Source organism: Burkholderia sp. Ac-20349 (genome assembly GCF_017104865.1).
Taxonomy (GTDB): Bacteria; Pseudomonadota; Gammaproteobacteria; order Burkholderiales; family Burkholderiaceae; genus Burkholderia; species Burkholderia aenigmatica.
In genome coordinates this window covers 1-22035 of sequence record NZ_JAAGPM010000133.1, presented here as the reverse complement: position 1 = coordinate 22035, position 22035 = coordinate 1, and the positions used below count along the sequence as shown (strand labels likewise).

Genomic DNA, 22035 nt, shown 5'->3' with positions numbered 1-22035 from the left:
TCGGGCATTCTTATGGGTGTTCATCCGGCTGGGTTCCTGGAAGGTTGGGTGTTTGGCGACTTCCAGTCTCCCAGACTCAGTCCGGATGAACCATCGATACAACCTATTGAAGCTTCACAGCTAGCGCGGGCTGACCGATTACCCGACGCTGGCCCAGGCCGCGGCCTGAGCCGGCATACCGGAGACTGCTCATGAGAATCACGCTCCCTTCCCGCCTGGGTTTCGGCACCGCGCCGCTGGGCAACATGTACCGGGACATCCCGCACGAAGAAGCGCTGGCCACGGTCGACGCAGCGTGGGAAAGCGGCATCCGCTACTTCGACGCCGCGCCGCTGTATGGCGCCGGCCTCGCGGAGCTGCGTCTCGGCGAAGCGCTCGCGGGGCGTCCGCGCGACGCGTATTCGCTCGGCACCAAGGTCGGCCGGCTCGTCCTCGACGAACACGAAGACGCATCGCAGCGCGATCTCGGCGAAAAGGGCGGCCTGTTCCGCCACGGGCTGCCGAACAGGATCGTCTACGACTACACCGAAGACGGCACGCTGCGCTCGATCGATGCAAGCCTCAAGCGGCTGCGCACCGACCGGCTCGACACCGTATGGATTCACGACCCGGCCGTCGACTTTCATGGCGACGCGTGGCGCGACGTGTTCGACGTCGCGATGTCGGGTGCAGCGAAGGCGCTCACACGGCTGCGCGACGAGAAGGTCATCCAGGGCTGGGGCCTCGGCGTGAACCGCGTCGAGCCGTGCGAACTCGCGCTCGAACGCGCGGACCCCGACGGCTTCCTGCTCGCCGGGCGCTACACGCTGCTCGATCATGCGGGCGCACTCGAACGGCTGATGCCGGCAAGCGCCGCGCGCGGGCTCGGGATCATCGTCGGTGGCCCGTACAACTCGGGCGTGCTGGCGGGCGGAACCCACTACGAATATCAGCCGGCCACGCAGGCCATGCTCGACCGCGTCGCCCGCATCCGCCAGATCGGCGAACGATTCGGCGTCGATGTCCGCGCGGTGGCGCTGCAATTCTCGCTCGCGCACCCGGCCGTCGCGGCCGCGATCCCCGGTGCGAGCCGGCCCGAACGCATCGACGAGAACCTGCGCCTCGCGGCGATGCCGATCCCGGCCGAACTGTGGGATGCGCTGAAGGCCGAGCGCCTGATTGCCGCGCATGCACCGACGCCGGCAGGCGCGTGATGACGCGCGGTTGCATCGCCGCATGCGGCCGCGCAACCGCGTGCAATCGCGGCTTCTATCGTCGCGATTGCCATTTCCGAATTGCGGCCTGCGCAATCGGCGTCTAGCGTTTACGGGATCGACTCCCCCGTGCCCGCTGACTTGAAAGGACGCCCGCCATGCCAAGCCGCTCCCCGACACGCGACATGCTGCTGGCCATCGCGGCCGGCGTTTCATTCGCGGCCTGCGCCGCGCCGGCGTACGCCGACGCGGGTCTCACGCCGCCCGAACCGGCGACGGCGGTGCTGTCGACCACCGCGACCGGCGTGCAGATCTACGCATGCGAATACGACCACGACCATCGGCTCGCGTGGACCTTCCAGCGCCCGGAGGCGACGCTGTTCGATGCGAGCGGCACACTCGTCGTCCGGCACGGCGCGGGGCCGTCGTGGGAAGCGCTCGACGGCAGCCGCATTACCGGCAAGAAACTCGCGGAAGCGCCGAGCGCGCGTGCCGGCAGCATTCCGCAACTCCTGCTCGCCGCGACGCCGGCCGCAACGGGCGCGACCGGCACGCTCGCCAGCGTGCGCTTCGTCCAGCGGCTCGATACCGTGGGCGGCACGCCGCCGGACGCCGCGTGCTCGACCGAGCATGCGGTCGGTCGCTTCCCTTATTTCGCGCGCTACGTGTTCCTGAAGTAACGCTCGACGACACCGCACCGCGCCCGGCGCACAGAAAGCCAAAGCGGCCGGCAACCGCATCTTCCGGGCATCCATGGGCGAGGCACTTGCCCGATGCGCCCGAGGCCACGCACGCGCTCGCTTGCGACCGCGTCACCACCGTGCTCACCACGGCGGGCAAGGCGTTTTCGGAAAACGAGCGATCCTCCGACCGGCGAAACCTACACGTATTCGAACGCCACGATCGACATGTTCCGCCCATATCTCGACCATCTCGCGCACAATTGAGGCCCGGGCGAACACGAGAACCGCCCCCCGCGATGGCGGTATCGTCCGAATGCAGGTTGCGCGCGGCGCCGAATCCCGTCACCGCCCCCTGTTTCCGCCGGCCTGCCTGGCCCCAATGAAAGATATTCGTAATTTTCGATGCATCACCCGCATTCCCCCTGCCCGTCGACCCTGCATTCAAATAATCGCCTTAACGGATTCAAACTAGGCGTATACACGCGTGTCGTCGCGACGGAGCCCCGTTGCACGCCGATATAAGCGCTGAGACATGCGCTGCATGCTCTTCCCCCAATGGGACGTGATGGGCGGTTCGCCTAACCTTCGCTACGGCAAAGCGCACGTGACGGGGTCGACGACACAACGCGTCGCACGACGCGACACCCTCGCGATCGTTTCGATTCGCACGTCATGACACGGATCACGCGTCATGCGTCCCCACGACGTTGCCGACAATCCCAACTAGATACGAGACACCCTGACGACGGTTCGCTACGGGCCGTTTCAGCATGCTGATAAAGGAGCAAGCTCATGAGTGATACCCCGGTGCAGCCGACGGTCGACGTCGGCGCGGCAGAAACGGACTTTGGCACCCAGGGAGTCATCGACCGGTACTTCGGCATTTCGTCGCGCGGCAGCACGCAGCGCCGCGAAATCATTGCCGGCGTCACGACCTTCCTCGCGATGGTCTATTCCGTGTTCGTCGTCCCCGGCATGTTCGGCAAGGCCGGCTTCGACACGAGCGCCGTGTTCGTCGCGGTCTGCCTCACCACCGCGTTCGGCTCGCTGCTGATGGGCCTGTGGGCGAAGCTGCCGATCGCGATCGGCTGCGCGATCTCGCTGACCGCGTTCACCGCGTTCGGCCTCGTGCTCGGCAAGGGGCTGTCGCCGACGGTCGCGCTCGGCGCCGTGTTCCTGATGGGCCTCGTGTTCACCGGCATCTCGGTGACCGGCGTGCGTTCGTGGATCCTGCGCAACCTGCCCGCGGGCGTCGCGCACGGCACCGGGATCGGCATCGGCCTGTTCCTGCTGCTGATCGCGTCGAACGACGTCGGCCTCGTGATCAAGAACCCGGGCGCCGGCCTGCCGGTCTCGCTCGGCCAGATCACCGCGTTCCCGGTCATCATGTCGGTCATCGGCCTGGCCGCGATCTTCGGCCTCGAGAAGCGTCGCGTGCCGGGCGGCATCCTGCTCGTCGTGATCGCAATCTCGATCTTCGGCCTGATCTTCGATCCGAGCGTGAAGTACCACGGCATCTTCGCGCTGCCGTCGCTGAGCGCACCGGGCCATGCGTCGCTGATCGGCGCGATGGACATCAAGGGCGCGCTGTCGATGGCCGTGCTGCCGAGCGTGCTGGCGCTGGTGATGACGGCCGTGTTCGACGCGACCGGCACGATCCGCGCGGTCGCGGGCCAGGCCGGCCAGCTCGACGAGAACGGCCGCATCATCAACGGCGGCCGTGCGCTGACCGCCGATTCGCTCAGCTCGATCTTCTCCGGCTTCCTCGGCGGCGCGCCGGCGGCGGCCTACATCGAGTCGAGCGTCGGCGTGGCCGCCGGCGCGAAGACGGGCCTCGCGGCCGCCGTGGTCGGCCTGCTGTTCCTCATCGTGATGTTCTTCTCGCCGCTCGCGGGCCTCGTGCCGTCGTACGCCACCGCACCGGCGCTGATGTACGTCGGCCTGCTGATGCTCGGCAGCGTGAGCAAGCTGCACATGGACGACATGGTCGACGCGATGTCGGGCCTCGTGTGCGCGGTGTTCATCGTGCTGACCGCGAACATCGTGACGGGCATCATGCTCGGCTTTTCGACGCTCGTGATCGGCCGCATCGCCAGCGGCGAATTCCGCAAGCTCAACGTCGGCACCGTGCTCATCGCCGCCGTGCTCGTCACGTTCTATCTCGGCGGCTGGGCGATCTGACCGCGAATCGTGCGCGACGTCGCCGGCAGAAGGACGGCGCGCATCGGGACGACATCGTCTCCTCCACCATCATCGTTGATGGTCTCCAGGCCTGGGAACGCAAGTTTCCAGGCTTTTTTTGTCGATGCCGCACGGCACGGCGCGCACCGCGACACGAATCCACGCCCGGTGCTACGATCGCGCTTTGCCTTCAGGAGCCCCCCCATGAACGCGCTCGGCATCGTCTCCGAATCGAGCACCCGGAACTCGGCGCGCAAGCCGCCGTTCATCCCGTCGTTCGGCTTCCACGAAGTGCATGAATCGAAGCCGATCGATGCCGCCCCGGCACGCATCATCGACACGGTCACCGCGCTCGACATGCGCACGGATCCGGTCGTCAACGCGCTGCTCAACATCCGCGAATTCCCGGGGACCCTTGCCGCCGCGCTGCGCCGCGACACCACGCGACACGAACGCGAACCCTTCGGCCTCCATGCGTTCACGCCGCTGCACCGCGATGAAACGTCGCTGTCGCTCGGCCTCGTCGGCCGCTTCTGGCGTCCGGAACTCGGTGTGCTGCCGATCGCCGACGCAGCGGCCTTCATCCAGCACGACGACCCGCGCAACGCGAAGCTGGTGCTCCGCTTCGAAGTCGTCGGGCTCGCGTCGGGTGCGCACATGCTGCGCACCGAAACCTTCGTGCATTGCCCGACTGCCCGCACGCGGCTGCTGTTCATGCCGTACTGGCTCACGATCCGGATGGCGAGCGGCTGGATTCGGCGCCGCACGCTGACGGCGGTGGAGATGGCGCTGGCGTGACGCACGCGTGCGGCCGGCTCCGTTCAGAACACGTGACGCAGGCCCGCGTTGACACCGGCCGTCGTGCCTGACGCGCCGAACAACGCATGGGTGGCGGACAGGCCCGTGTTCATCGCGCCATGGTTGTTCACCATCCCGACCTGCGCGTAGAGCGTCGTCGCCTTCGACAGAAAATACTGCGCCCCCATCGCGAACATCAGCGAGTGATTGCCCGGATCGTTCCGGTCGCTCGTGATCCACACGCCGCCGTTGAGATCGAAGGCCGGCGCGACCAGACAATCGGCGCCGGCGCCGTAGACGTCGCTGCTGAAGGAGCCGGCCACCTTGAAACGGGTCCACGATGCCTTCGCCGTGAGTTTTCCCCAGGTGTAGGCGGCGCCCAGCGTGCGTCCGACGAACGGCTGGTCGGAGGGAACCGGCGTGCGCACCGGTGCGCCCGCGTTGCCGTCGTACATCGCGGCGACGAGTGTCAGGCCACCGTGCGCGTAGTCGAGGCTCGCCGAATACTGGCGTCCCGCGCGAAAATCGCCGGCCTTCCCGCCCGGCGCGAACATCACGCTGCCGGCGAGACCGAACCAGCGCGGCGTGGTGTAGCTCAACGCATTCGCATTGAAGATGCCGGTCGCCAATACGGCATCGCCGTACGTGAGGAGGCCACTGCCGAACAGCGCCATCTGACGCGGATCCGACGCATACACGGCGAGGAAGAACGGGGAGGGCTGCAGGCCGGCCTTGACCTCGCCGAACCGTCCGCCGAGCGCCATCCAGGCCTGCCGGCCCCATGCGAACCCGTTCGAGTTGTTGAAACCGCCGTTCGCGACGCTGATGCCGCTTTCGAGCTTGAACGTCGCGCGCAGGCCGCCGCCAAGATCCTCGGTCCCGACCAGCCCAAACTGGCTGGGCGCGTACCCGCTGTCGAGAAACGAAAACTGCTTTCCGGCCGGTTGCCCGCCGGCCGGGGCGGCCGTCTTGCTCAGATACAGCAGGCCGCCGTCGACCACGCCATACAGCGTCACGCTGCCCTGCGCATGGACGTGCGCGTGAGCGCCGGTCAGCAGACCCGCCAGGCAAGCATGCCGAATCTTCCCGACCACCCTTCTTCCTGACATTCCCGTCTCCTTGTCTTTCGTATTATTTTGATCAGTATTTCTAATCGATATACCTGCGGAGATCGCGACCGGACGACGAGCAACGACCCGCTTCATCCGCGGATCGCTTCGTGCGGGCCGGCACTTGCCGGCCCGTCCCCGCGCTATCGATCGATTCGACTCATGCCGCGCGCCTTCACGCGCCCAGCGGCCCGCCAAACGGCAAGACGGTGCCTGCCGGATAGCCCCTCGTCGTACTGTCGCGCATCTGGGTGAACAGTGCCTCGACCGGCCCGGTGATCTCCATCAACTCGATGTACCCGCCCAAAGCCGAATGGGCATCGACGTACGCGGCCCGGCTGCCTCCGCCGACCACGGCATCGAGGATCACCGGGTAGCCCTGTCCGGTCAGTTCGTCGAGCCTGCGTTGATACGCATCCGGCGTGGCCGCCACGCCCCAGTGATGGAAGCCGGTACGCGGCTTGCCCGCGGCGTCGATATAAGGGCTCGGCGACGCGCAGTTCTGCTGGATCAGTTCGATCGTCATCGAACCGGAAAACCCCAGGCACAGGGTGATGTCCGGCGCGACCGGCGCGCCGCGATACGTGAGTGTCTCGAAGGGGAAATGCTCGGCAAGAAACCACGGCCCCACGTGCAGCGCGCTACCGTAGCGAGACATTGCCGCATGGATGTCGTCCACGACGTATGCCATCTGGATAATGGCGTCGGACGGCTGGCCCCATTTCAAGTTCATGTTCATGTTCGATCCTCGTTGATGGTTGGCCCGATCAGGCAACCAGCGTGTATCCGCCGTCGCAGGCGATCGCCTGCCCGGTGACGTAGCGGGACTCGTCGCTCGCCAGGAACAGCGCGAGATTGGCGATGTCGACCGGCTCCTGGAGGCTGCCCAGCGGGACATTCGCGGCGACGAAGTCGTCGGTCAGCTGCTCGGCGGGCACGCCCTGCTCGGCCGCCATCGTGCCGAACAGCGCCGCCAGCATCGGCGTGCGGACCTGCCCCGGATGAACCGAGTTGCACCGGATACGGGTGCCGCGGCGCGCGCAATGAAGCGCCACCGACGTGGTGAACTGGCTGACCGCCGCCTTGGACGCGCCGTATGCGGTCAGGAATGGGGTCGGCACCAGCGCCGCGACCGACGACAGGTTGACGATCGACCCGCCGCCCGACGCCGCGATCAGCGGGACCAGGTGCTTGCAGCCGAGAAACGTGCCGGCGGTGTTGATCGCGAAGATGGCGTTCCAGTCGGCCAGCGACGTGTGCTCGGGATCGCGGGGCGCGCCGCGCCGGCCGTCGATGCCCGCATTGTTGACCAGGATGTGGAGCGAACCGAACGTCTTTTCCACATGTGCCTTCAGGTCGGTCCAGCCCGTCTCGGACGACACGTCCTGAATCGCGAACGTCGCACCGATCGCGTCCGCCTCGACTTGTCCCGCCGGATCGACATCGGTCATCACGACACGCGCGCCCTCCTCACGCAGCCGGGCGGCAATGGCCAGTCCCAGCCCTTTGGCCGCGCCGGTGACCAGCGCAACCTTCCCTTTCACTCGTCCTGTCATGTCATCTGTCTCCTGTATGGGTATCGAACGTGCTCCACCGGCATCACGCTTCCTGAAACTCGTACATCACCGGCACACGGATGTGATCGGCCGCATGATTGGCGCGCGCGAGACCCAGCATCAACTCCGCGTCGATCAGCCCGGCCACCCGGCCGTCGTCCTCATATCCGGCAAGCGGACCGTACACCGTCGCATAGAGCACGAAGCCGGTCGTCGTGGTGGGCGTATGAATGGCGCCCGTTTGCTCCCACACGTACCAGCCGGCCGAGCCGCGATCCGCGTCGTAGCCGAACTCGCCCTCGAGCATGAAGCCCTCGATCGCGCCGAGGTGATGATGAATCGGCGCCTGGGTGTCGGCGCCGACTTTCAGCAGCATCGTGAAGCCGCCCGTCTTCAGGTCGACGTTCAGCAACTTGAACCAGGTATTCGGCATGACCCAGTCGGTCCACGGCAAGGTGGCCGGGTTGAAGAAGACGTTGGTCTTCTGGTGACGCACGCGCGGCGTGCCGGACGGGGTGGCGGAAATAGCGTTCATGGCCTTCTGGACTCCTTGGAATGTCCTGATTGCGGTGGAAAACCTGCGTGATACGATCAGGCAAACGGTGCCCGGCCGGCTTGGCACACAGCGCCAATCGATTGACCTGGGGCGCCACCGTCCCGAAAGCAGTGCGTTCGAAGGTGGAGCACGAATTGGATCGACCAGCAGGCATGTCGGGCTCGGCCCTCGCGGGCGAGGCCGGTCTATCGGAGTGGGAAGCCGTCATCCGCGGCGTCTACGGGCCGTCGACGTTCGAAATGAGCCGGCCGGACGCGTTTGCCGGCCTCTATCGGCAGGCCGCCGGGTCGCTGGTCAGCACGATCTCCGGCAATGTCGCCAGCGTCCGGACCGACGGCAGCGTCGGTCAGTGGCGCGATGGGCAGTCGGTGTTCGTGGTCGTTGCGCAGGAAGGGGAAACCCGCATGAGCCAGGACGGCGCATCGCTCGTGCTGCGCCCGGGCGACATCACCATCGCCGACCCGCACCGCTCATGGGACTACCGGTTTTCCGGCCGCTTCTCGCATCTGTCGGTGATCGTGCCGCGCTCGGTGCTTTCCCTTCATCCCGACGGCCCCGACGCGACGGTGTTGTGGCACTGCCCTTCGCAAAGCCGCCTGGCGCGGGCAATCCACGCATTGTCCCGGCTGATGGCCGAAGACGAGGCCGACGCACCGGATCGGCCGGGCGAAGCGGCGAGCCTGCATGCGGCGTTGATCGACCTGCTGGCGGGCGGCCTCGCGACCGGAGCGGCAACCGAACCCGCATGCGACTCGCCGGCCCCACGCCAGGATCCGCGCTATCGCCGTGCGCTGCTCGCCATCGACGACCATCTGCGCGATCCGGGCCTGTCGTCGGCGCACCTCGCCAACCTCCTGGGCATGTCGCTACGCACACTTCACCGGTTGTTCCAGCAACAGGGGACGACCGTATCCGGCCATCTGCTCGCCCGCCGCCTCGATCTTTGCTACCGGCAGTTGCAGAGCCCGCGCCATCGCGACCGGACGATCACCGATATCGCGTTCGAATGCGGCTTCAACGACCTGAGCCACTTCTCGCGCAGCTTCCGGCGGCGCTTTGGCGTGACGCCGGGCGCGGTGCGATCGCATCCCGACCATGCCGGCGCGCGCCGCGCGGCCGAATGAGCGGGCTGCCGCTGCCGCGCAGATGGCGCTCGCAGCCATCGCACCCCGTCTCGTGAACGCATACGTGCACGACCCGCAGCGTTCGCTGCGATGTCGCGCACCGGCCGAAGAAGGTTCGGCCTCACCGCGCCTGCCATTGCGGCATGCGCGGGCGATCCGCATCAGAACGGCTTGATCACGACCAGCCCGACGACGATCGCCGTCGCGGCCACGACCGCGCCCGCCGCCTGCCCGAGCCAGGGCGCCGGCACGACCACGAGATCGTCGCGTTCCATGCGCCGCAGCGTGCCGGACAGGATCCCGTGCAGCGCCGACAGCGCGACCACCACCACGAGCTTCACCGACAGCCACGCCGCGCCGAACCAGTGGCCGTTCAGCGCCAGCGCGATCCCCGCGATCCAGACGAGCGCGAGCGCGGGTGCCGTCACCGTGCGGTCCCAGCGCCGCACCGCGCGATGCACGGCGAGGTTGGCGATGCGCACGCCAACGGACAGCAGCAGCAAGCCACCGACGAACGTGACGACAGCGACGACATGAATGGCCTTGAGCCACAGATAGATCATCGCGCGTGCCTCCTGCGCGCGATCCATCCGGCACTCGTCAGCCCCACAAACGGCACCACGGCCGCCAGCACGAGCCGCGCGACTTCGGCCTTGCTCCACAGCCCGCTCGACGCGGTGCCGACGACCGCCCACACGTACATCGCGAACGCGATGCCGTGCACCGGGCCCATGATCGATACCGCGGCCGGATAACCGGCCAGGTGCTTGAGCGGCACGGCGACGCACACCAGCACGACGAGCGTGGTCGCCTCCAGCAACGACAGGTATTGCAGGTTCCGCAATGCATTGCGATCGTCTTGTTGCATCGGCAATCTCCAGGTTGGCCTGCGACGATTGTCGCGTGTGGTGCCGTTTCGAGCCATTGGCTAAAATGACATCTTTAAACGGATTCTGGCCAAACCTCGAACGCCATGCATACGGTCGCCGTGCTCGCCCTGTCCGATGTCGTCCCGTTCGATCTGGGCATTGCGTGCGACACGTTCGCGCGCGTGCGGTCGCCCGACGTCGCACAGCCATACCGCGTGCGCGTGTGCAGCGAGCACGCGCGTGTCGCGGGCGACCTGTTCGACCTGCGCCCGCCGTTTCGTCTCGACGCGCTCGCCGATGCCGATACGATCGTCGTCCCCGGCACGTCCGTGCCGCTCGCGCCCACGTCGCGCCACGTGATCGCGGCACTGCGCGCGGCGGCCGCGCGCGGGTGCCGGATCGCATCGATCTGCAGCGGCGCGTTCGTGCTCGCGGAAGCCGGGCTGCTCGACGGCCTGCGCGCGACGACGCACTGGCTCGCGGCCGCCGAGCTCGCGCGCCGCTATCCACGCGTGACGGTCGATCCAAACGTGCTGTTCGTCGACAACGGGCAGATCCTGACGTCGGCCGGCGCGGCGGCCGGCCTCGATCTGTGCCTGCACCTGATCCAGGCCGACTACGGCGCGGCGGTCGCCGTCGACGCCGCGCGCTGCGCGGTGGCCCCGCGCGTCCGCGAAGGCGGGCAGGCGCAGTTCATCGCGCCGGAATGGCCGAGCGGCACCGACGGCCTGCAAAGCCTGATGGACTGGCTGCAGGCCAACCTGCGCAAGCCGCTCACGCTCGACGCGATGGCCCGCAAGGCGTCGACGAGCGTGCGCACGCTGACGCGGCGCTTCCAGGAGCAGACGGGCACATCGCCGCGGCAATGGCTGCAGACCGCGCGCGTCAGACATGCGCAGCAGTTGCTGGAGGTCACGGAGCTGTCGATCGAGCATGTCGCGACGGAGGCCGGCTTCGGTTCGGTCACCGCGTTTCGCGAGCGGTTCGCGCGCATCGTCGGCACGTCGCCGCAGCGGTATCGTCAGGCGTTCCGCGCGCGAACCGGCGCATGATGATCACCTCGTCGATACCCACCGCGCCCCGGCTCGCGATGCTTCGCTCCGTCGGCGTAAAAGCCTGCGTACGCAACCGTCAGGATCGCTACCGAATTCCGTCACAGAAAATCGCCCGCCACAGCATCGCGCCAACCGGACCCGATCGATGACCCGCATCCGCAACCCCCTGAACCTCGCGCAGCTGCAGGCGTTCGTCTCCGCCGCGCATCACAAGAGCCTGCGCGCGGCCGCGCGCGAGCTCGGCGTCACGCAGCCCGCGATCACGCATACGATCCGCGAGCTCGAAACGGCGCTCAACGCTGAGCTGCTCGCGCGCAGCGTCCGCGGCGTCGAGCTGACCGCGTGCGGCCATGCGCTGCTGCCGCGCGCCGAGCAACTGCTCGGCGATATCCGCCGCACGGTCGAAGCCGTCGAGCAGGTGAAAGGCGAGATGTCGGGGCGCGTCGCGGTCGGCACGATGCCGTCGATCGCGCTGACCGCGCTGCCGCGCGCGGTGACGGCATTCCGCCAGTCGATGCCGAACGTGAACCTGCATCTCGAGGAAGTGACGGTGCCCGACGCGCTCGCGCAGCTGCGCAACGGCACGCTCGACATCGCTGCGATGCACCACGTGCCCGCACTCGATCGCGATTTCACGCAATCGCCGCTGCTGTCGACCGAATTCACCGTCGTGATGCGCGAAGGCCACCCGCTGGCGCACGCGCGCCGGTTAGAGGAATTGCTCGATGCCGAGTGGATCGTCACGGTCGGCGCCGAGCAGTTTCCACACAGCGTGATGGTCGGGATGTTCGAGGCGCGCGGGCTGCCGCTGCCGAAGCGCCTGCTGCGATCGCCGATGTCGTTCGCGGTGACGCTCGGGCTCGTCGCACGCTCGGACGTGATCGGCTGCTTCACGCGCCCGCTCGCCACCATGGTCGCGCCGCTCGGCATCCGCACGGCCGACCTCGACGAAAGCATGCCGCGCTTCGACCTGTCGATCATCGCGCGGCGCGACCTGCTGCCCACGCCCGCTGTCTCGCAATTCGTCACGTGCCTGCAGCGCGCGGTCAACGAAACGCTCGGCTGAATCGTTCCTGTGTCTGAAACGGCGGCGCATCCGACGCGCCGCCGCCGGGCCCGGTATCGGGGCTTGTCCTAGGCGCCCTGCCGGTATTTTGTCTTGATAATCTTGCGCACGTCGCGCGCCCGCATCGGGTGGGCGAAACGGACAGCCTGACGCGAAGCCGCGCCAGGCCGAAGGCTTACGGCGCGGCACAACCGCGCACCCATCGAACAAAACGAGGAGTCACCGAGTGAAAAAGATTCTTGCGGCTGTGACCGTCGCCCTGCTCGCCGTATCGGCTGGCGGCGCGTACGCGAAGGACTGGTCGACCGTGCGGTTCGGCGTCGACGCAAGCTACCCGCCTTTCGAATCGAAAGGCGCTGACGGCAAAGTGGTCGGGTTCGACGTCGATCTCGGCAACGAAATCTGCCGCCGCATGAACGCGAAGTGCGTGTGGATCGAAAACGACTTCGACGGGATGATTCCGGCGCTGAAGGCCCGCAAGTTCGACGGCGTGCTGTCGTCGATGTCGATGACGCCGGCGCGTCAGGAACAGATCGCCTTCTCGGCGAAGCTGTTCAACACGCCGACGCGCCTCGTCACGAAGAAGGGCGCCGGCCTGATGCCGACGGCCGAATCGCTGAAGGGCAAGTCGGTCGGCGTCGAGCAGGGCACGATTCAGGAAACCTATGCGAAGACGTACTGGGCCTCGAAGGGCGTGAACGTCGTGCCTTACCAGAACCAGGACCAGGTCTATGCCGACCTGATCTCCGGCCGTCTGGACGGCGCGCTGCAGGACGCAGTGCAGGCTGACATCGGCTTCCTGAAGACCCCGCGCGGCGCGAACTTCGATTTCGCCGGCAAGGATCTCGACGATCCGAAGACGCTCGGCGAAGGCGCCGGCATCGGCCTGCGCAAGGAAGACACCGACCTGAAGGCGAAGATCGACGGCGCGATCGCCGGCATGCGCAAGGACGGCACGTACGCGAAGATCGCGAAGAAGTACTTCGATTTCGACGTCTACGGCAAGTAATTCGCCGGCAATCGCACGCTTCGCTGCGACGCAAACGGGCTCCGCGAGGAGCCCGTTTTTTTGCGCGTGCGGCGCCGGCAGCGTTATTTTTTCCGCACCAACCTGATGATTCTCAACGAAAATCGACGTGCTCTGGCGCCGGTTTGATGGCGGCGAGGGGGCAACGTACAATCGATCTTCCACGCACACCGGATCATTCGCGGCTGCGCCGCACTCCCCATCATGCAAACGCAGACCCATCCGCTGATTTCCCCCGCCGTCGGTACCGAACGCCAGATCACGAGCTTTCACTACGGCCCGCGCGGCGGCAAGAAGGTCTATATCCAGTCGTCGCTGCACGCGGACGAACTGCCCGGCATGCTGGTCGCCACGCTGCTGCGCCGCAAGATCGCCGCGCTCGAGACGGCCGGCAAGCTGCGCGGCGAAGTCGTCATCGTGCCCGTGCCGAACCCGATCGGCCTGTCGCAACACGTGTTCGGCGATCACCTCGGCCGCTTCGAGCTCGGCTCGATGCAGAACTTCAACCGCAATTTCTACGATCTCGCGGCGCTCGTGCTGCCGCGCGTCGAACACCGCCTCACGAACGACGCGCAGCACAACCTCGTCGCCGTGCGCGCCGCGATGCGCGAGGCGCTCGACGAGCAGCAGCCGCGCACCGAGCTCGACTCGCAACGCCTCGCACTGCAGAAGCTGTCGTTCGACGCCGATATCGTGCTCGACCTGCACTGCGACAGCGACGCGGTGATGCACCTCTACACGAACCCCGATCTGTGGCCCGACGTCGAGCCGCTGTCGCGCTATCTCGACGCGCAGGCGTCGCTGCTCGCGCTGAATTCGGTCGGCAACCCGTTCGACGAGATCCACAGCTTCTGCTGGTCGGATCTGCGCAACCGCTTCGGCGACCGCTTCCCGATCCCGAACGGCGCGATTTCCGTCACGATCGAACTGCGCAGCGAGCGCGACGTGTCGTACGAATTCGCCGAAAAGGACGCGCAGGCGATCGTCGAATACCTGACCGAGCGCGGCGTCGTCGACGGCAAGCCGGCGCCGCTGCCGCCGCTCGCGCATCCGGCCACGCCGCTCGCGGGCACCGATCCGCTCGTCGCGCCGGTGTCGGGCGTGATCGTGTTCCGCACGCCGGTCGGCGTGATGATCGAGGCCGGCGAGGCCGTGGCCGACATCGTCGATCCGCTGACCGATCGCGTCGTCACGCTGAAGAGCAGCGTGTCGGGCGTGCTGTACGCGCGCCAGATCGTGCGCTTCGCGACGGCCGGCATGGAAGTCGCGCGCATCGCCGGCGCGACCGCGATCCGCACCGGTTCGCTGCTGTCGGCCTGAGCGGCCGGCCCGCGCGCCGGGTCACGGCGCGCGGCGCGCTGACCCTCACGCACCAACGAAATCGCCCGCTTGCGCGGGCGATTTGCTTTCCGGACCGTCGAGATCCGGCAATCCGGCGTGCCGTCGTATGAAACCGTTCAGAACGCCGGCACGATCGCGCCGCCGAACTTCTGGTCGATGAACTTGCGCACGTCGTCCGATTCATAGGCCGCGACGAGCTTCTTCACCCACGGCTTGTCCTTGTCCTGCGCGCGCACCGCGATCAGGTTCGCATACGGCCCGCGCAGATCCTCGATCGCGATCGCATCCTTCACCGGCGTGAGCCCGGCCTTCACCGCGTAGTCGGTGTTGATCGACGCGACATCGAGATCGGGCAGCGCGCGCGGCAGTTGCGCGGCGTCGAGTTCGACGATCTTGATCTTCTTCGGATTCTCGGCGACGTCGAGCGGCGTCGCATTCACGCCGTTGGTGCCGGCGCCCGCCTTCAGCTTGATCACGCCGTATTTCTGCAGCAGCAGCAGCGCACGGTTGCCATTCGACGGATCGTTCTGGATCCCGACCTTCGCGCCCACCGGCAAGTCCTTGAGCGATTTGAGCTTTTTCGAATAGAAGCCCATCGGCGCCGTGTAGGTGAGCCCGACGTTGACGATCTTGTAGCCGCGCTGCTTGATCTGACTGTCGAGGAACGGCTGGTGCTGGAAGCCGTTCGCGTCCAGATCGCCGGCATCGAGCGCCGCGTTCGGCTGCACGTAGTCGTTGAATTCGATGACCTTGATCGCGAGGCCTTCGCGCGCGGCGACCTTCGTCACCTCGGTCCAGATCTGTGCGTCGGGGCCGCTCATCGTGCCGATTTTCAGGGTTTGCGGGTCGGCGTGCGCGCCGGGCGCCGCGAATGCCAGCGCGGCGGCGAGTGCGCCCAGGCCGGTCAGGAATGAACGTCGCATGGTGTCCTCTTGTCCCGTGTCGTTTGTTGGAACACGGATCGTGGCATGGGGCCGGAACGCCACCAACCAAGCTTATTTCATGTGCATATTCCTGATTCCGATCGAATCTCAGTCTGAATCGGTATAACCACCGACTATACAAGCGGGCAGAATTCAGTGTCGCATCGACGCCACAGATTCTTCATATGACAGTCGCTGTCATATTCATTACGTGGCCCCTCGATAAAGTTGCCGCCGGTACGTGAAAGCGCCCATAGAGAGCGCCGGAACCGCAACTGGACACGCCATTTATTCGCTCGGAGATTCCTTTGAACAAGAAACTGTTGACCATCGCCGTCCTGGCAGCAACGGCCGGCACGGCGCACGCACAAAGCAGCGTGACCCTGTACGGCGTTATCGATGCCGGTATCAGCTACGTGAACCACAGCAAGACCGCCAATGGTGGCACGGGCAAGCTGTTCAAGTATGACGACGGCGTTGCCCAAGGCAGCCGTTGGGGCCTGCGCGGCACCGAAGACCTCGGCGGCGGCCTGAAGGCGATCTTCGTGCTCGAAAACGGCTTCAACAGCGGCAACGGCACGATCGGCCAGGGTGGCGCGATCTTCGGTCGTCAAGCCTACGTCGGCCTGAGCCAGTCGCAATACGGCACGGTCACGTTCGGCCGCCAGTACTCGTTCTCGACCGACGTCCTCGGCTCGAACTACTCGACGGGCGGCAACACGGTCGGCGGTAACTACGCTTACCACGTGAACGACATCGACCAGCTCACGTCGAGCCGCATCAACAACGCCGTGAAGTTCCAGAGCGCGAACTACTCGGGCTTCACGTTCGGCGCGTTGTACGGCTTCTCGAACTCGACGGACTTCGCAGGCGCAGCCGCGACGACGTCGGGCACGACGACGACGGCAGGCTCGTCGCGCGCATACAGCTTCGGCCTGAACTACGCGAACGGCCCGGTCTCGGTCGGCGCCGCGTACACGGACATCCGCTTCCCGAGCCAGTCGACGCCGTCGTTCTCGACGACGATCGCGAACATCAGCACGGGTAACGTCCGCGACCTGCGCACCTACGGTGTGGGCGGCCGCTACGTCTGGGGCCCGGCAACGGCATGGCTGCTGTGGACGCGTACGCAGTTCTCGACCGTTTCGGGCGCGGGCGGCACGTTCTACAACGCATACGAAGCAGGCGGCAAGTACGCCTTCACGCCGGCTCTGTCGGCTGGCCTCGGCTACACGTACACGAACGCAACGCAGAACGGCAACTCGTGGCACTGGAACCAGGTCAACGGTATCGCCGACTACGCACTCAGCAAGCGTACGGACGTGTACGGCCTGGTCGTGTACCAGCAGGCATCGGGCAAGGGCGTGCAAGCGCAGATCGGCTCGAGCACGAGCTACTTCAACACGTCGGGCACGGGTTCGAAGAACCAGATCGCCGCACGTATCGGTATCCGTCACAAGTTCTAAAGCATCCGCTTAACTCGCGGATCACGACGGCAAGAAGCGCCCCGCTCCACGCGGGGCGCTTTTTTATGTGCTTTTAAGTTTCGCTTAATTCTGGGCTGAGAGGATGCTCTCACCCCCCCTGTTGGCCGCCTGAGCATCGGCGGCTTTTTTTTTGAACCGCCGACGGCGCCGCCATCGATTGCCCACAAGACAGGATCGGAGGCCATGATGATCGAAGATACCGTTTTCAGCCATCTGCACGCGATTCTGACGTGCCAACACTCGATGCCGGTCCAGAGCTGCCGCGTATCGGTCGAAATGCAGCGCCCGTGGGGCCGGCCGTACCGCCTCGTCGAATGGACGATGCATCTCGACGCGCCCGCGCGGCGCCAGATCGTGCCGGCCGAATCGACCGACGAAGAGATCGCCGAGGTCGTCGCCTCGCACGTACCGGGCCGGCTTTACGGCGACGGCCGGCTGCAGTTCTGAACCCCTTCCTGTTCCACCCGCTTCCCGTCTTTCGGCCACGCCGCACGCATCGTGCGGCAGTCGGTCTCGTTTGATGCCGCAACGAAACCTGCTACGCTGCGCGTTTTCGTCCACGCAACACACGATGGAAAACGCATTCAACGAACGCGGCGTGACGATCACGCGCAACGGCCTGTCGGCTGCCGGGCAGGTATTCGCACTACGTGACATCCGCCAGGTCGATGTCGTCAAGATTCCGAAGAACCGCCTCGTGCCGTCGCTGATCTCGCTGATCGGTGCGGCCGTCGCCGTCTCAGGCGGCATCGCCGGATCGAGCGCCGGGCTCGTCGTCGGCGTGATGCTCGCCGTCGTCGGCTATCTCGCGTGGGCCACGCAGGACGTCACGTATCGCCTGATGGTCGAGATGCCCGACGGCAAGCGCGAAGCGCTGTCGAGCGTCGATGCCGCGTTCGTCGAACGCGTCGCCAAGGTCGTGCGCGATGCGCAGGCCGCGAAGTCGGCCAGCTGATTCCGTTCGCATCCCTGCACGCTGAATCCCTGCACGCTTCGATTCACGGTGCCCGGCCGCGCGCGGCGCGTTTCGCGTCGCGCAACGGCGCAGTCGATTACCCCGTCGAATCGCGCTCTGCCCACCGCCTCGCCCACACCGCGCCTGCACTGCACACGCCGACCGCCTAGTATGGAAAGAGCGGCTCGCCGCCGCATCGTCCGAGGAGGCCAGCATGAACGTCCAGACGCTGTCCGGCACGCTTCGCGCGCAGGAACTGCTGATCGTGTCGATGATCCGCGCGCTTCCCCCTGACGCACGCCGTGCGCTCGTCGACCTCTACACCGAACAGATCGTGTTCGCCGAACAGGCCGGCTTCGACGGCCACGGCGATCGCGCAACGCATGACGCGTTCATCACGCATGCGCGCAACTTGCTGATCCGCATCGAAGCGCTGGCCTAGTCAGGCCCGCGTTTCTCCCGATTTTCCCGCCGCGGCTCGCCCGAGCCGCGCAGGTGAGCGCTCACCCGCACGAGCCGCTTTGCTTTCTTGTATTGATAATAATTCTCATTTACACTGGTAGAGTTATCAGTTGCCTTTCAATTCGCCGCTCGCCGCCTTCCGTGCGCGGGCGGGCCAGCCAGGTGAACGCGTCACCCAGCCAGCCTTCGGGCTTGTTTTCGTCAATGGGAGACCACCTGTGCATTGCTATACGCTGGCGCGGCGGCCGATCTGTGCCGCGCTGTTCGGCGCGTTCGGCCTGTCCGCCGCCCCGGCTCACGCCGATTCGTCGCCGCAAGGCGCCACCCCGCCTTCCGCCGTTCTCGTCGCCGCGTCCACGCGCGGCGACGGGGCGCTGCTCGACCCCGTCACCGTCACGGCCAACCGCACCGCCACGGCCGCGAGCCGCACGGCGGCGTCCGTCTCGGTGATCACCGACGAGGATCTGGAAGAACAGCAGGCCACCAACATCAAGGACGCGCTGCGCTACGAGCCGGGCATCACGGTGCGCCGCACCGCGTACCGGCCCGGCAGCGCCGCGCTCGGCGGCGGCCGCGACGGCGATTCGAGCATCAACATCCGCGGCCTCGAAGGCAATCGCGTGCTGCTGATGGAGGACGGCATCCGCCTGCCGAACGCATTCTCGTTCGGTCCGCTCGAGGCAGGGCGCGGCGACTACGCCGACCTCGACACGCTCAAGCGCATCGAGATCCTGCGCGGGCCGGCCTCGGCGCTGTACGGCAGCGACGGCCTGACCGGCGCGGTGAACTTCATCACGAAGGATCCGCGCGACCTGCTGTCGATCTACCACAAGCCCTACTACTTCTCGTTCCGGCCGAGCTACGACTCGGCCGACCGCAGCATCGGCGCGACCGTATCGGCCGCGGGCGGCAACGATCGCATCCAGGGGATGATCATCGCCGACGGCCGGCGCGGCCACGAGGTCGACACGCGCGGCGGCAACAACTCGGCGAGCACGCTGCGCACCACGTCGAACCCGCAGGACGTCTATTCGGAATCGCTGCTCGGCAAGCTCGTGCTGACGCCCACTGCGCGCGACACGATCAAGTTCACCGCCGAAACGGTGCAGCGCCGCGTGAGCACCGATGTGCTGTCGGCGATCAGCCCGCCGACCACGCTCGGCCTCACGACCTACGACCGGCTCGAACGCAACCGCTTCAGCGTCGACTACGATTTCCGCGACGATGCGTTCCGCTGGTTCCAGACCGCGCACGTGCAGTTCTACTACCAGGACGCGAAGCAGGACCAGTACGCGTTCGAGACGCGCGGCCGGGCGGCTTCGCGTTCGCGCGACAACCAGTACAAGGAGCGCACGTTCGGCGGCTCCGCGTTCGCCGAAAGCGGCTTCGCGACCGGCCCGTTCGCGCACAAGCTGCTGTATGGCGTCGACGGCAGCCTGTCGCGCGTGACGAACATGCGCGACGGCACGGTGCCGGGCGTCGGCGAGGCGTTCCCGAACAAGGCGTTCCCCGACACCGACTACACGCTGTTCGGCGCGTTCGTGCAGGACCAGATCGGCTACGGCCGCCTGCTCGTCACGCCGGGCCTGCGCTTCGACACGTACCGGCTGAGCCCGACCGAGAACGATCCGCTGTTCACCGGCAAGGCCGTATCGACGAGCGCGAACGAACTGTCACCACGCGTCGCCGTGCTCTACGAGATCACGCCCGCGGTCATTCCGTACGTGCAGTACGCGCACGGCTTCCGCGCGCCGACGCCCGACCAGGTGAACAGCAGCTTCTCGAACCCGGTGTACGGCTACACGTCGATCGGCAATCCGAACCTGAAGCCCGAGACGAGCGACACGTTCGAAGCCGGCCTGCGCGGCAAGGCCGGCACCGGCTACGGCGTCGTGCGCTACAGCGCGGCCGCGTTCACGGGCCGCTACCGCAACTTCATCTCGCGCACGACGATCGCCGGCAGCGGCCGGCCGGCCGACCCGTTCGTGTTCCAGTACGTGAACTTCGCCGACGCGCGCATTCATGGCCTCGAAGGCCGCGCCGAATGGGTGATGCCGAACGGCATCACGCTGAAGACAGCGATGGCGTTCACGAAGGGCTCGACGCAGAACGACGGCGCGGCCAGCCAGCCGCTGAACACCGTCAACCCGTTCTCGGCCGTGTTCGGCGTGCGCTACGAGCCGACCGAACGCTGGTACGTGCAGACCGACCTGCTGTTCCAGGCCGCGAAACGCGCCAAGGACATCGACAAGTCCGACTGCTCGAACAAGACCTGCTTCTCGCCGCCGTCGTCGTTCGTCGTCGACCTGCGCGGCGGCTACCGATTCAACAAGCACGTGAGCGCGACGATCGGCATCCGCAACCTGTTCGACCGCAAATACTGGAACTGGTCGGACGTGCGCGGCATCGCGGCCGATTCGCAGGTGCTCGATGCGTATACGTCGTCCGGACGCACGGTCGCCGTCAGCATGAAAGTGGATTTCTGATGCGCGCCGCCCGCGCTGCCACCCCAACCGTTACTTGAAGGAGTCCGACATGATGCAATCCGCCCTTCCCGGTCAACCCGCCACGCCGGCCCGCGCGGCCGCCGCGCTGCGCGACGCGTTCATCAAGCTCAAGACCGAGCGCCAGCTGCGCAACCGTGACGTCGCGCAGGCGCTGGGCGTCAGCGAAGGCGAAGCGCTCGCCGCGTTCGTCGGCGAACACGTCGTGCGGCTCGACGCGCGCTTTCCGGCGATGTTCGAGGAAATGCCGCGCCTCGGCCGCGTGATGGCGCTCACGCGCAACGACACGGCCGTCCACGAAAAGGATGGCGAGTATGCGCAGATGAGCCACGACGGCCCCGTCGGCCTCGCGCTCGGCGATATCGATCTGCGCATCTTCTATCGTCACTGGGTATCGGCGTTCGCGGTGCGCGACGAGACCGCGCACGGCCCGCTGAAGAGCCTGCAGTTCTTCGACGCGCAGGGCCACGCGATCCACAAGGTCTACCTGCGCGCGCACAGTGATCATGCCGCGTACGACGCGTTCGTCGAACGCTGGCGCGCAGCGTCGCAGGAGCCCGGCCTCGAGGTCGTGCCCGCCGCGCCGAAAACGCCCGAGCGCGCCGACACCGAGATCGACGTCGCGGGCTTCCGCGCCGCTTGGGACGCGATGACCGACACGCACCAGTTCTTCGGCATCACGCAGCGCTTCGGCGTGAGCCGCATGCAGGCGCTGCGCCTCGCCGATCCGCAATACGCGTATCCGGTCGAAACCACGCACGCGCTGCGTCACGTGCTCCAGCAGGCCGCGCAAAGCGGCCAGCCGATCATGGTGTTCGTCGGCAACGCCGGGATGATCCAGATCCATACGGGCCCCGTCGCGAACGTGCGCGAGGTCGGCGCATGGATCAACGTACTCGACCCGGGCTTCAACCTGCACGTGCGCGAGGATCTGATCGCCGCCGCGTGGGTCGTGAAGAAGCCGACCAGTGACGGCATCGTCACGTCGCTCGAGCTGTTCGACCGGCAGGGCGACCACGTCGCGCTGCTGTTCGGCGAGCGCAAGCCCGGCAAGGTCGAGCGCGACGACTGGCGCGCGCTCGTCGCGACGCTGCCGGCCGCGGCACGCGGGGACGCGCGGTGAGCGAGAGCGGAGGAGCACACGTC

22 protein-coding genes are annotated in these 22035 nt (G+C 66.8%); 15 read left to right on the top strand and 7 right to left on the bottom strand.

Annotated features, from left to right (window positions below):
• Positions 1 to 191: 191 nt before the first annotated feature.
• From G3N61_RS30875 to G3N61_RS30860, 4 genes are all read left to right on the top strand, one after another.
• Positions 192 to 1193: an aldo/keto reductase gene (locus G3N61_RS30875; RefSeq protein ID WP_089451702.1), complete on the top strand. Its 1002-nt coding sequence runs from the start codon at positions 192 to 194 to the stop codon at positions 1191 to 1193.
• A 158-nt stretch (positions 1194 to 1351) separates the two neighbouring features.
• Positions 1352 to 1873: a DUF3455 domain-containing protein gene (locus G3N61_RS30870; protein WP_205824309.1), complete on the top strand. Its 522-nt coding sequence runs from the start codon at positions 1352 to 1354 to the stop codon at positions 1871 to 1873.
• Between the two features lie 795 nt (positions 1874 to 2668).
• Positions 2669 to 4057, top strand: coding sequence for an NCS2 family permease (locus G3N61_RS30865; protein ID WP_205824308.1), 1389 nt, complete (start codon positions 2669 to 2671; stop codon positions 4055 to 4057).
• 204 nt (positions 4058 to 4261) lie between these two features.
• Entirely contained in the window at positions 4262 to 4855 is a 594-nt protein-coding gene (locus tag G3N61_RS30860; protein WP_205824307.1) for a hypothetical protein, read from the top strand.
• A 23-nt stretch (positions 4856 to 4878) separates the two neighbouring features.
• On the opposite strand, the gene G3N61_RS30855 is transcribed toward G3N61_RS30860, so the two are convergent.
• The 4 genes from G3N61_RS30855 to G3N61_RS30840 all read right to left on the bottom strand — a co-directional run bounded on the left by G3N61_RS30855 (position 4879) and on the right by G3N61_RS30840 (position 8055).
• Positions 4879 to 5964 carry a porin gene (locus G3N61_RS30855; protein WP_205824306.1) on the bottom strand — a complete coding sequence of 362 codons (1086 nt, stop codon included), beginning with the start codon at positions 5962 to 5964 and terminating at the stop codon, positions 4879 to 4881.
• A gap of 175 nt (positions 5965 to 6139) precedes the next feature.
• A complete protein-coding gene (locus tag G3N61_RS30850) occupies positions 6140 to 6703 on the bottom strand; it encodes a VOC family protein (protein ID WP_205824305.1) in 564 nt (187 codons plus the stop codon).
• A gap of 28 nt (positions 6704 to 6731) precedes the next feature.
• Positions 6732 to 7520, bottom strand: a complete 789-nt coding sequence (locus tag G3N61_RS30845) for an SDR family oxidoreductase (protein ID WP_089451696.1) — start codon at positions 7518 to 7520, stop codon at positions 6732 to 6734.
• A gap of 43 nt (positions 7521 to 7563) precedes the next feature.
• Positions 7564 to 8055 carry a 2,4'-dihydroxyacetophenone dioxygenase family protein gene (locus tag G3N61_RS30840; RefSeq protein WP_089451695.1) on the bottom strand — a complete coding sequence of 164 codons (492 nt, stop codon included), beginning with the start codon at positions 8053 to 8055 and terminating at the stop codon, positions 7564 to 7566.
• 155 nt (positions 8056 to 8210) lie between these two features.
• On the opposite strand from G3N61_RS30840, the gene G3N61_RS30835 reads away from it, so the two are divergent.
• Positions 8211 to 9200, top strand: coding sequence for a helix-turn-helix domain-containing protein (locus G3N61_RS30835; protein ID WP_205824304.1), 990 nt, complete (start codon positions 8211 to 8213; stop codon positions 9198 to 9200).
• 161 nt (positions 9201 to 9361) lie between these two features.
• On the opposite strand, the gene G3N61_RS30830 is transcribed toward G3N61_RS30835, so the two are convergent.
• Together G3N61_RS30830 and G3N61_RS30825 are read right to left on the bottom strand one after the other, a co-directional pair.
• The gene (locus tag G3N61_RS30830) at positions 9362 to 9763 is read right to left on the bottom strand and encodes a CopD family protein (RefSeq protein ID WP_043181476.1); all 402 of its coding nucleotides are present in this window, start codon (positions 9761 to 9763) and stop codon (positions 9362 to 9364) included.
• Complete coding sequence (locus tag G3N61_RS30825) at positions 9760 to 10068, bottom strand: DUF3817 domain-containing protein (protein WP_043181008.1); 309 nt, start codon at positions 10066 to 10068, stop codon at positions 9760 to 9762. Before G3N61_RS30825 ends, G3N61_RS30830 begins: the two co-directional genes overlap by 4 nt.
• A 105-nt stretch (positions 10069 to 10173) precedes the next feature.
• On the opposite strand from G3N61_RS30825, the gene G3N61_RS30820 reads away from it, so the two are divergent.
• The 4 genes from G3N61_RS30820 to G3N61_RS30805 all read left to right on the top strand — a co-directional run bounded on the left by G3N61_RS30820 (position 10174) and on the right by G3N61_RS30805 (position 14537).
• Entirely contained in the window at positions 10174 to 11121 is a 948-nt protein-coding gene (locus G3N61_RS30820) for a helix-turn-helix domain-containing protein (RefSeq protein ID WP_089451692.1), read from the top strand.
• Positions 11122 to 11269: 148 nt separating this feature from the next.
• On the top strand, positions 11270 to 12190 hold the full coding sequence (locus tag G3N61_RS30815; protein ID WP_043181011.1) for a LysR substrate-binding domain-containing protein: 921 nt from the start codon (positions 11270 to 11272) through the stop codon (positions 12188 to 12190).
• A 226-nt stretch (positions 12191 to 12416) separates the two neighbouring features.
• Positions 12417 to 13199, top strand: a complete 783-nt coding sequence (locus G3N61_RS30810) for an ABC transporter substrate-binding protein (RefSeq protein WP_043181012.1) — start codon at positions 12417 to 12419, stop codon at positions 13197 to 13199.
• Between the two features lie 222 nt (positions 13200 to 13421).
• Positions 13422 to 14537: a succinylglutamate desuccinylase/aspartoacylase family protein gene (locus G3N61_RS30805; protein WP_043181014.1), complete on the top strand. Its 1116-nt coding sequence runs from the start codon at positions 13422 to 13424 to the stop codon at positions 14535 to 14537.
• Between the two features lie 137 nt (positions 14538 to 14674).
• On the opposite strand, the gene G3N61_RS30800 is transcribed toward G3N61_RS30805, so the two are convergent.
• A complete protein-coding gene (locus G3N61_RS30800; RefSeq protein ID WP_043181017.1) occupies positions 14675 to 15481 on the bottom strand; it encodes a MetQ/NlpA family lipoprotein in 807 nt (268 codons plus the stop codon).
• A 308-nt stretch (positions 15482 to 15789) separates the two neighbouring features.
• On the opposite strand from G3N61_RS30800, the gene G3N61_RS30795 reads away from it, so the two are divergent.
• The 6 genes from G3N61_RS30795 to G3N61_RS30770 all read left to right on the top strand — a co-directional run bounded on the left by G3N61_RS30795 (position 15790) and on the right by G3N61_RS30770 (position 22012).
• On the top strand, positions 15790 to 16947 hold the full coding sequence (locus tag G3N61_RS30795) for a porin (protein ID WP_043181019.1): 1158 nt from the start codon (positions 15790 to 15792) through the stop codon (positions 16945 to 16947).
• A gap of 207 nt (positions 16948 to 17154) precedes the next feature.
• Positions 17155 to 17415 carry a DUF2866 domain-containing protein gene (locus G3N61_RS30790; protein WP_011353838.1) on the top strand — a complete coding sequence of 87 codons (261 nt, stop codon included), beginning with the start codon at positions 17155 to 17157 and terminating at the stop codon, positions 17413 to 17415.
• A gap of 124 nt (positions 17416 to 17539) precedes the next feature.
• Entirely contained in the window at positions 17540 to 17923 is a 384-nt protein-coding gene (locus G3N61_RS30785) for a DUF6232 family protein (RefSeq protein WP_205824303.1), read from the top strand.
• 214 nt (positions 17924 to 18137) lie between these two features.
• Positions 18138 to 18365 (top strand): hypothetical protein, encoded by a 228-nt coding sequence (locus G3N61_RS30780; protein ID WP_043181024.1) that lies wholly within the window; start codon positions 18138 to 18140, stop codon positions 18363 to 18365.
• A 238-nt stretch (positions 18366 to 18603) separates the two neighbouring features.
• On the top strand, positions 18604 to 20871 hold the full coding sequence (locus tag G3N61_RS30775; protein ID WP_205824302.1) for a TonB-dependent hemoglobin/transferrin/lactoferrin family receptor: 2268 nt from the start codon (positions 18604 to 18606) through the stop codon (positions 20869 to 20871).
• A 49-nt stretch (positions 20872 to 20920) separates the two neighbouring features.
• Positions 20921 to 22012, top strand: coding sequence for a ChuX/HutX family heme-like substrate-binding protein (locus tag G3N61_RS30770; RefSeq protein WP_089451689.1), 1092 nt, complete (start codon positions 20921 to 20923; stop codon positions 22010 to 22012).
• Positions 22013 to 22035: the final 23 nt, after the last annotated feature.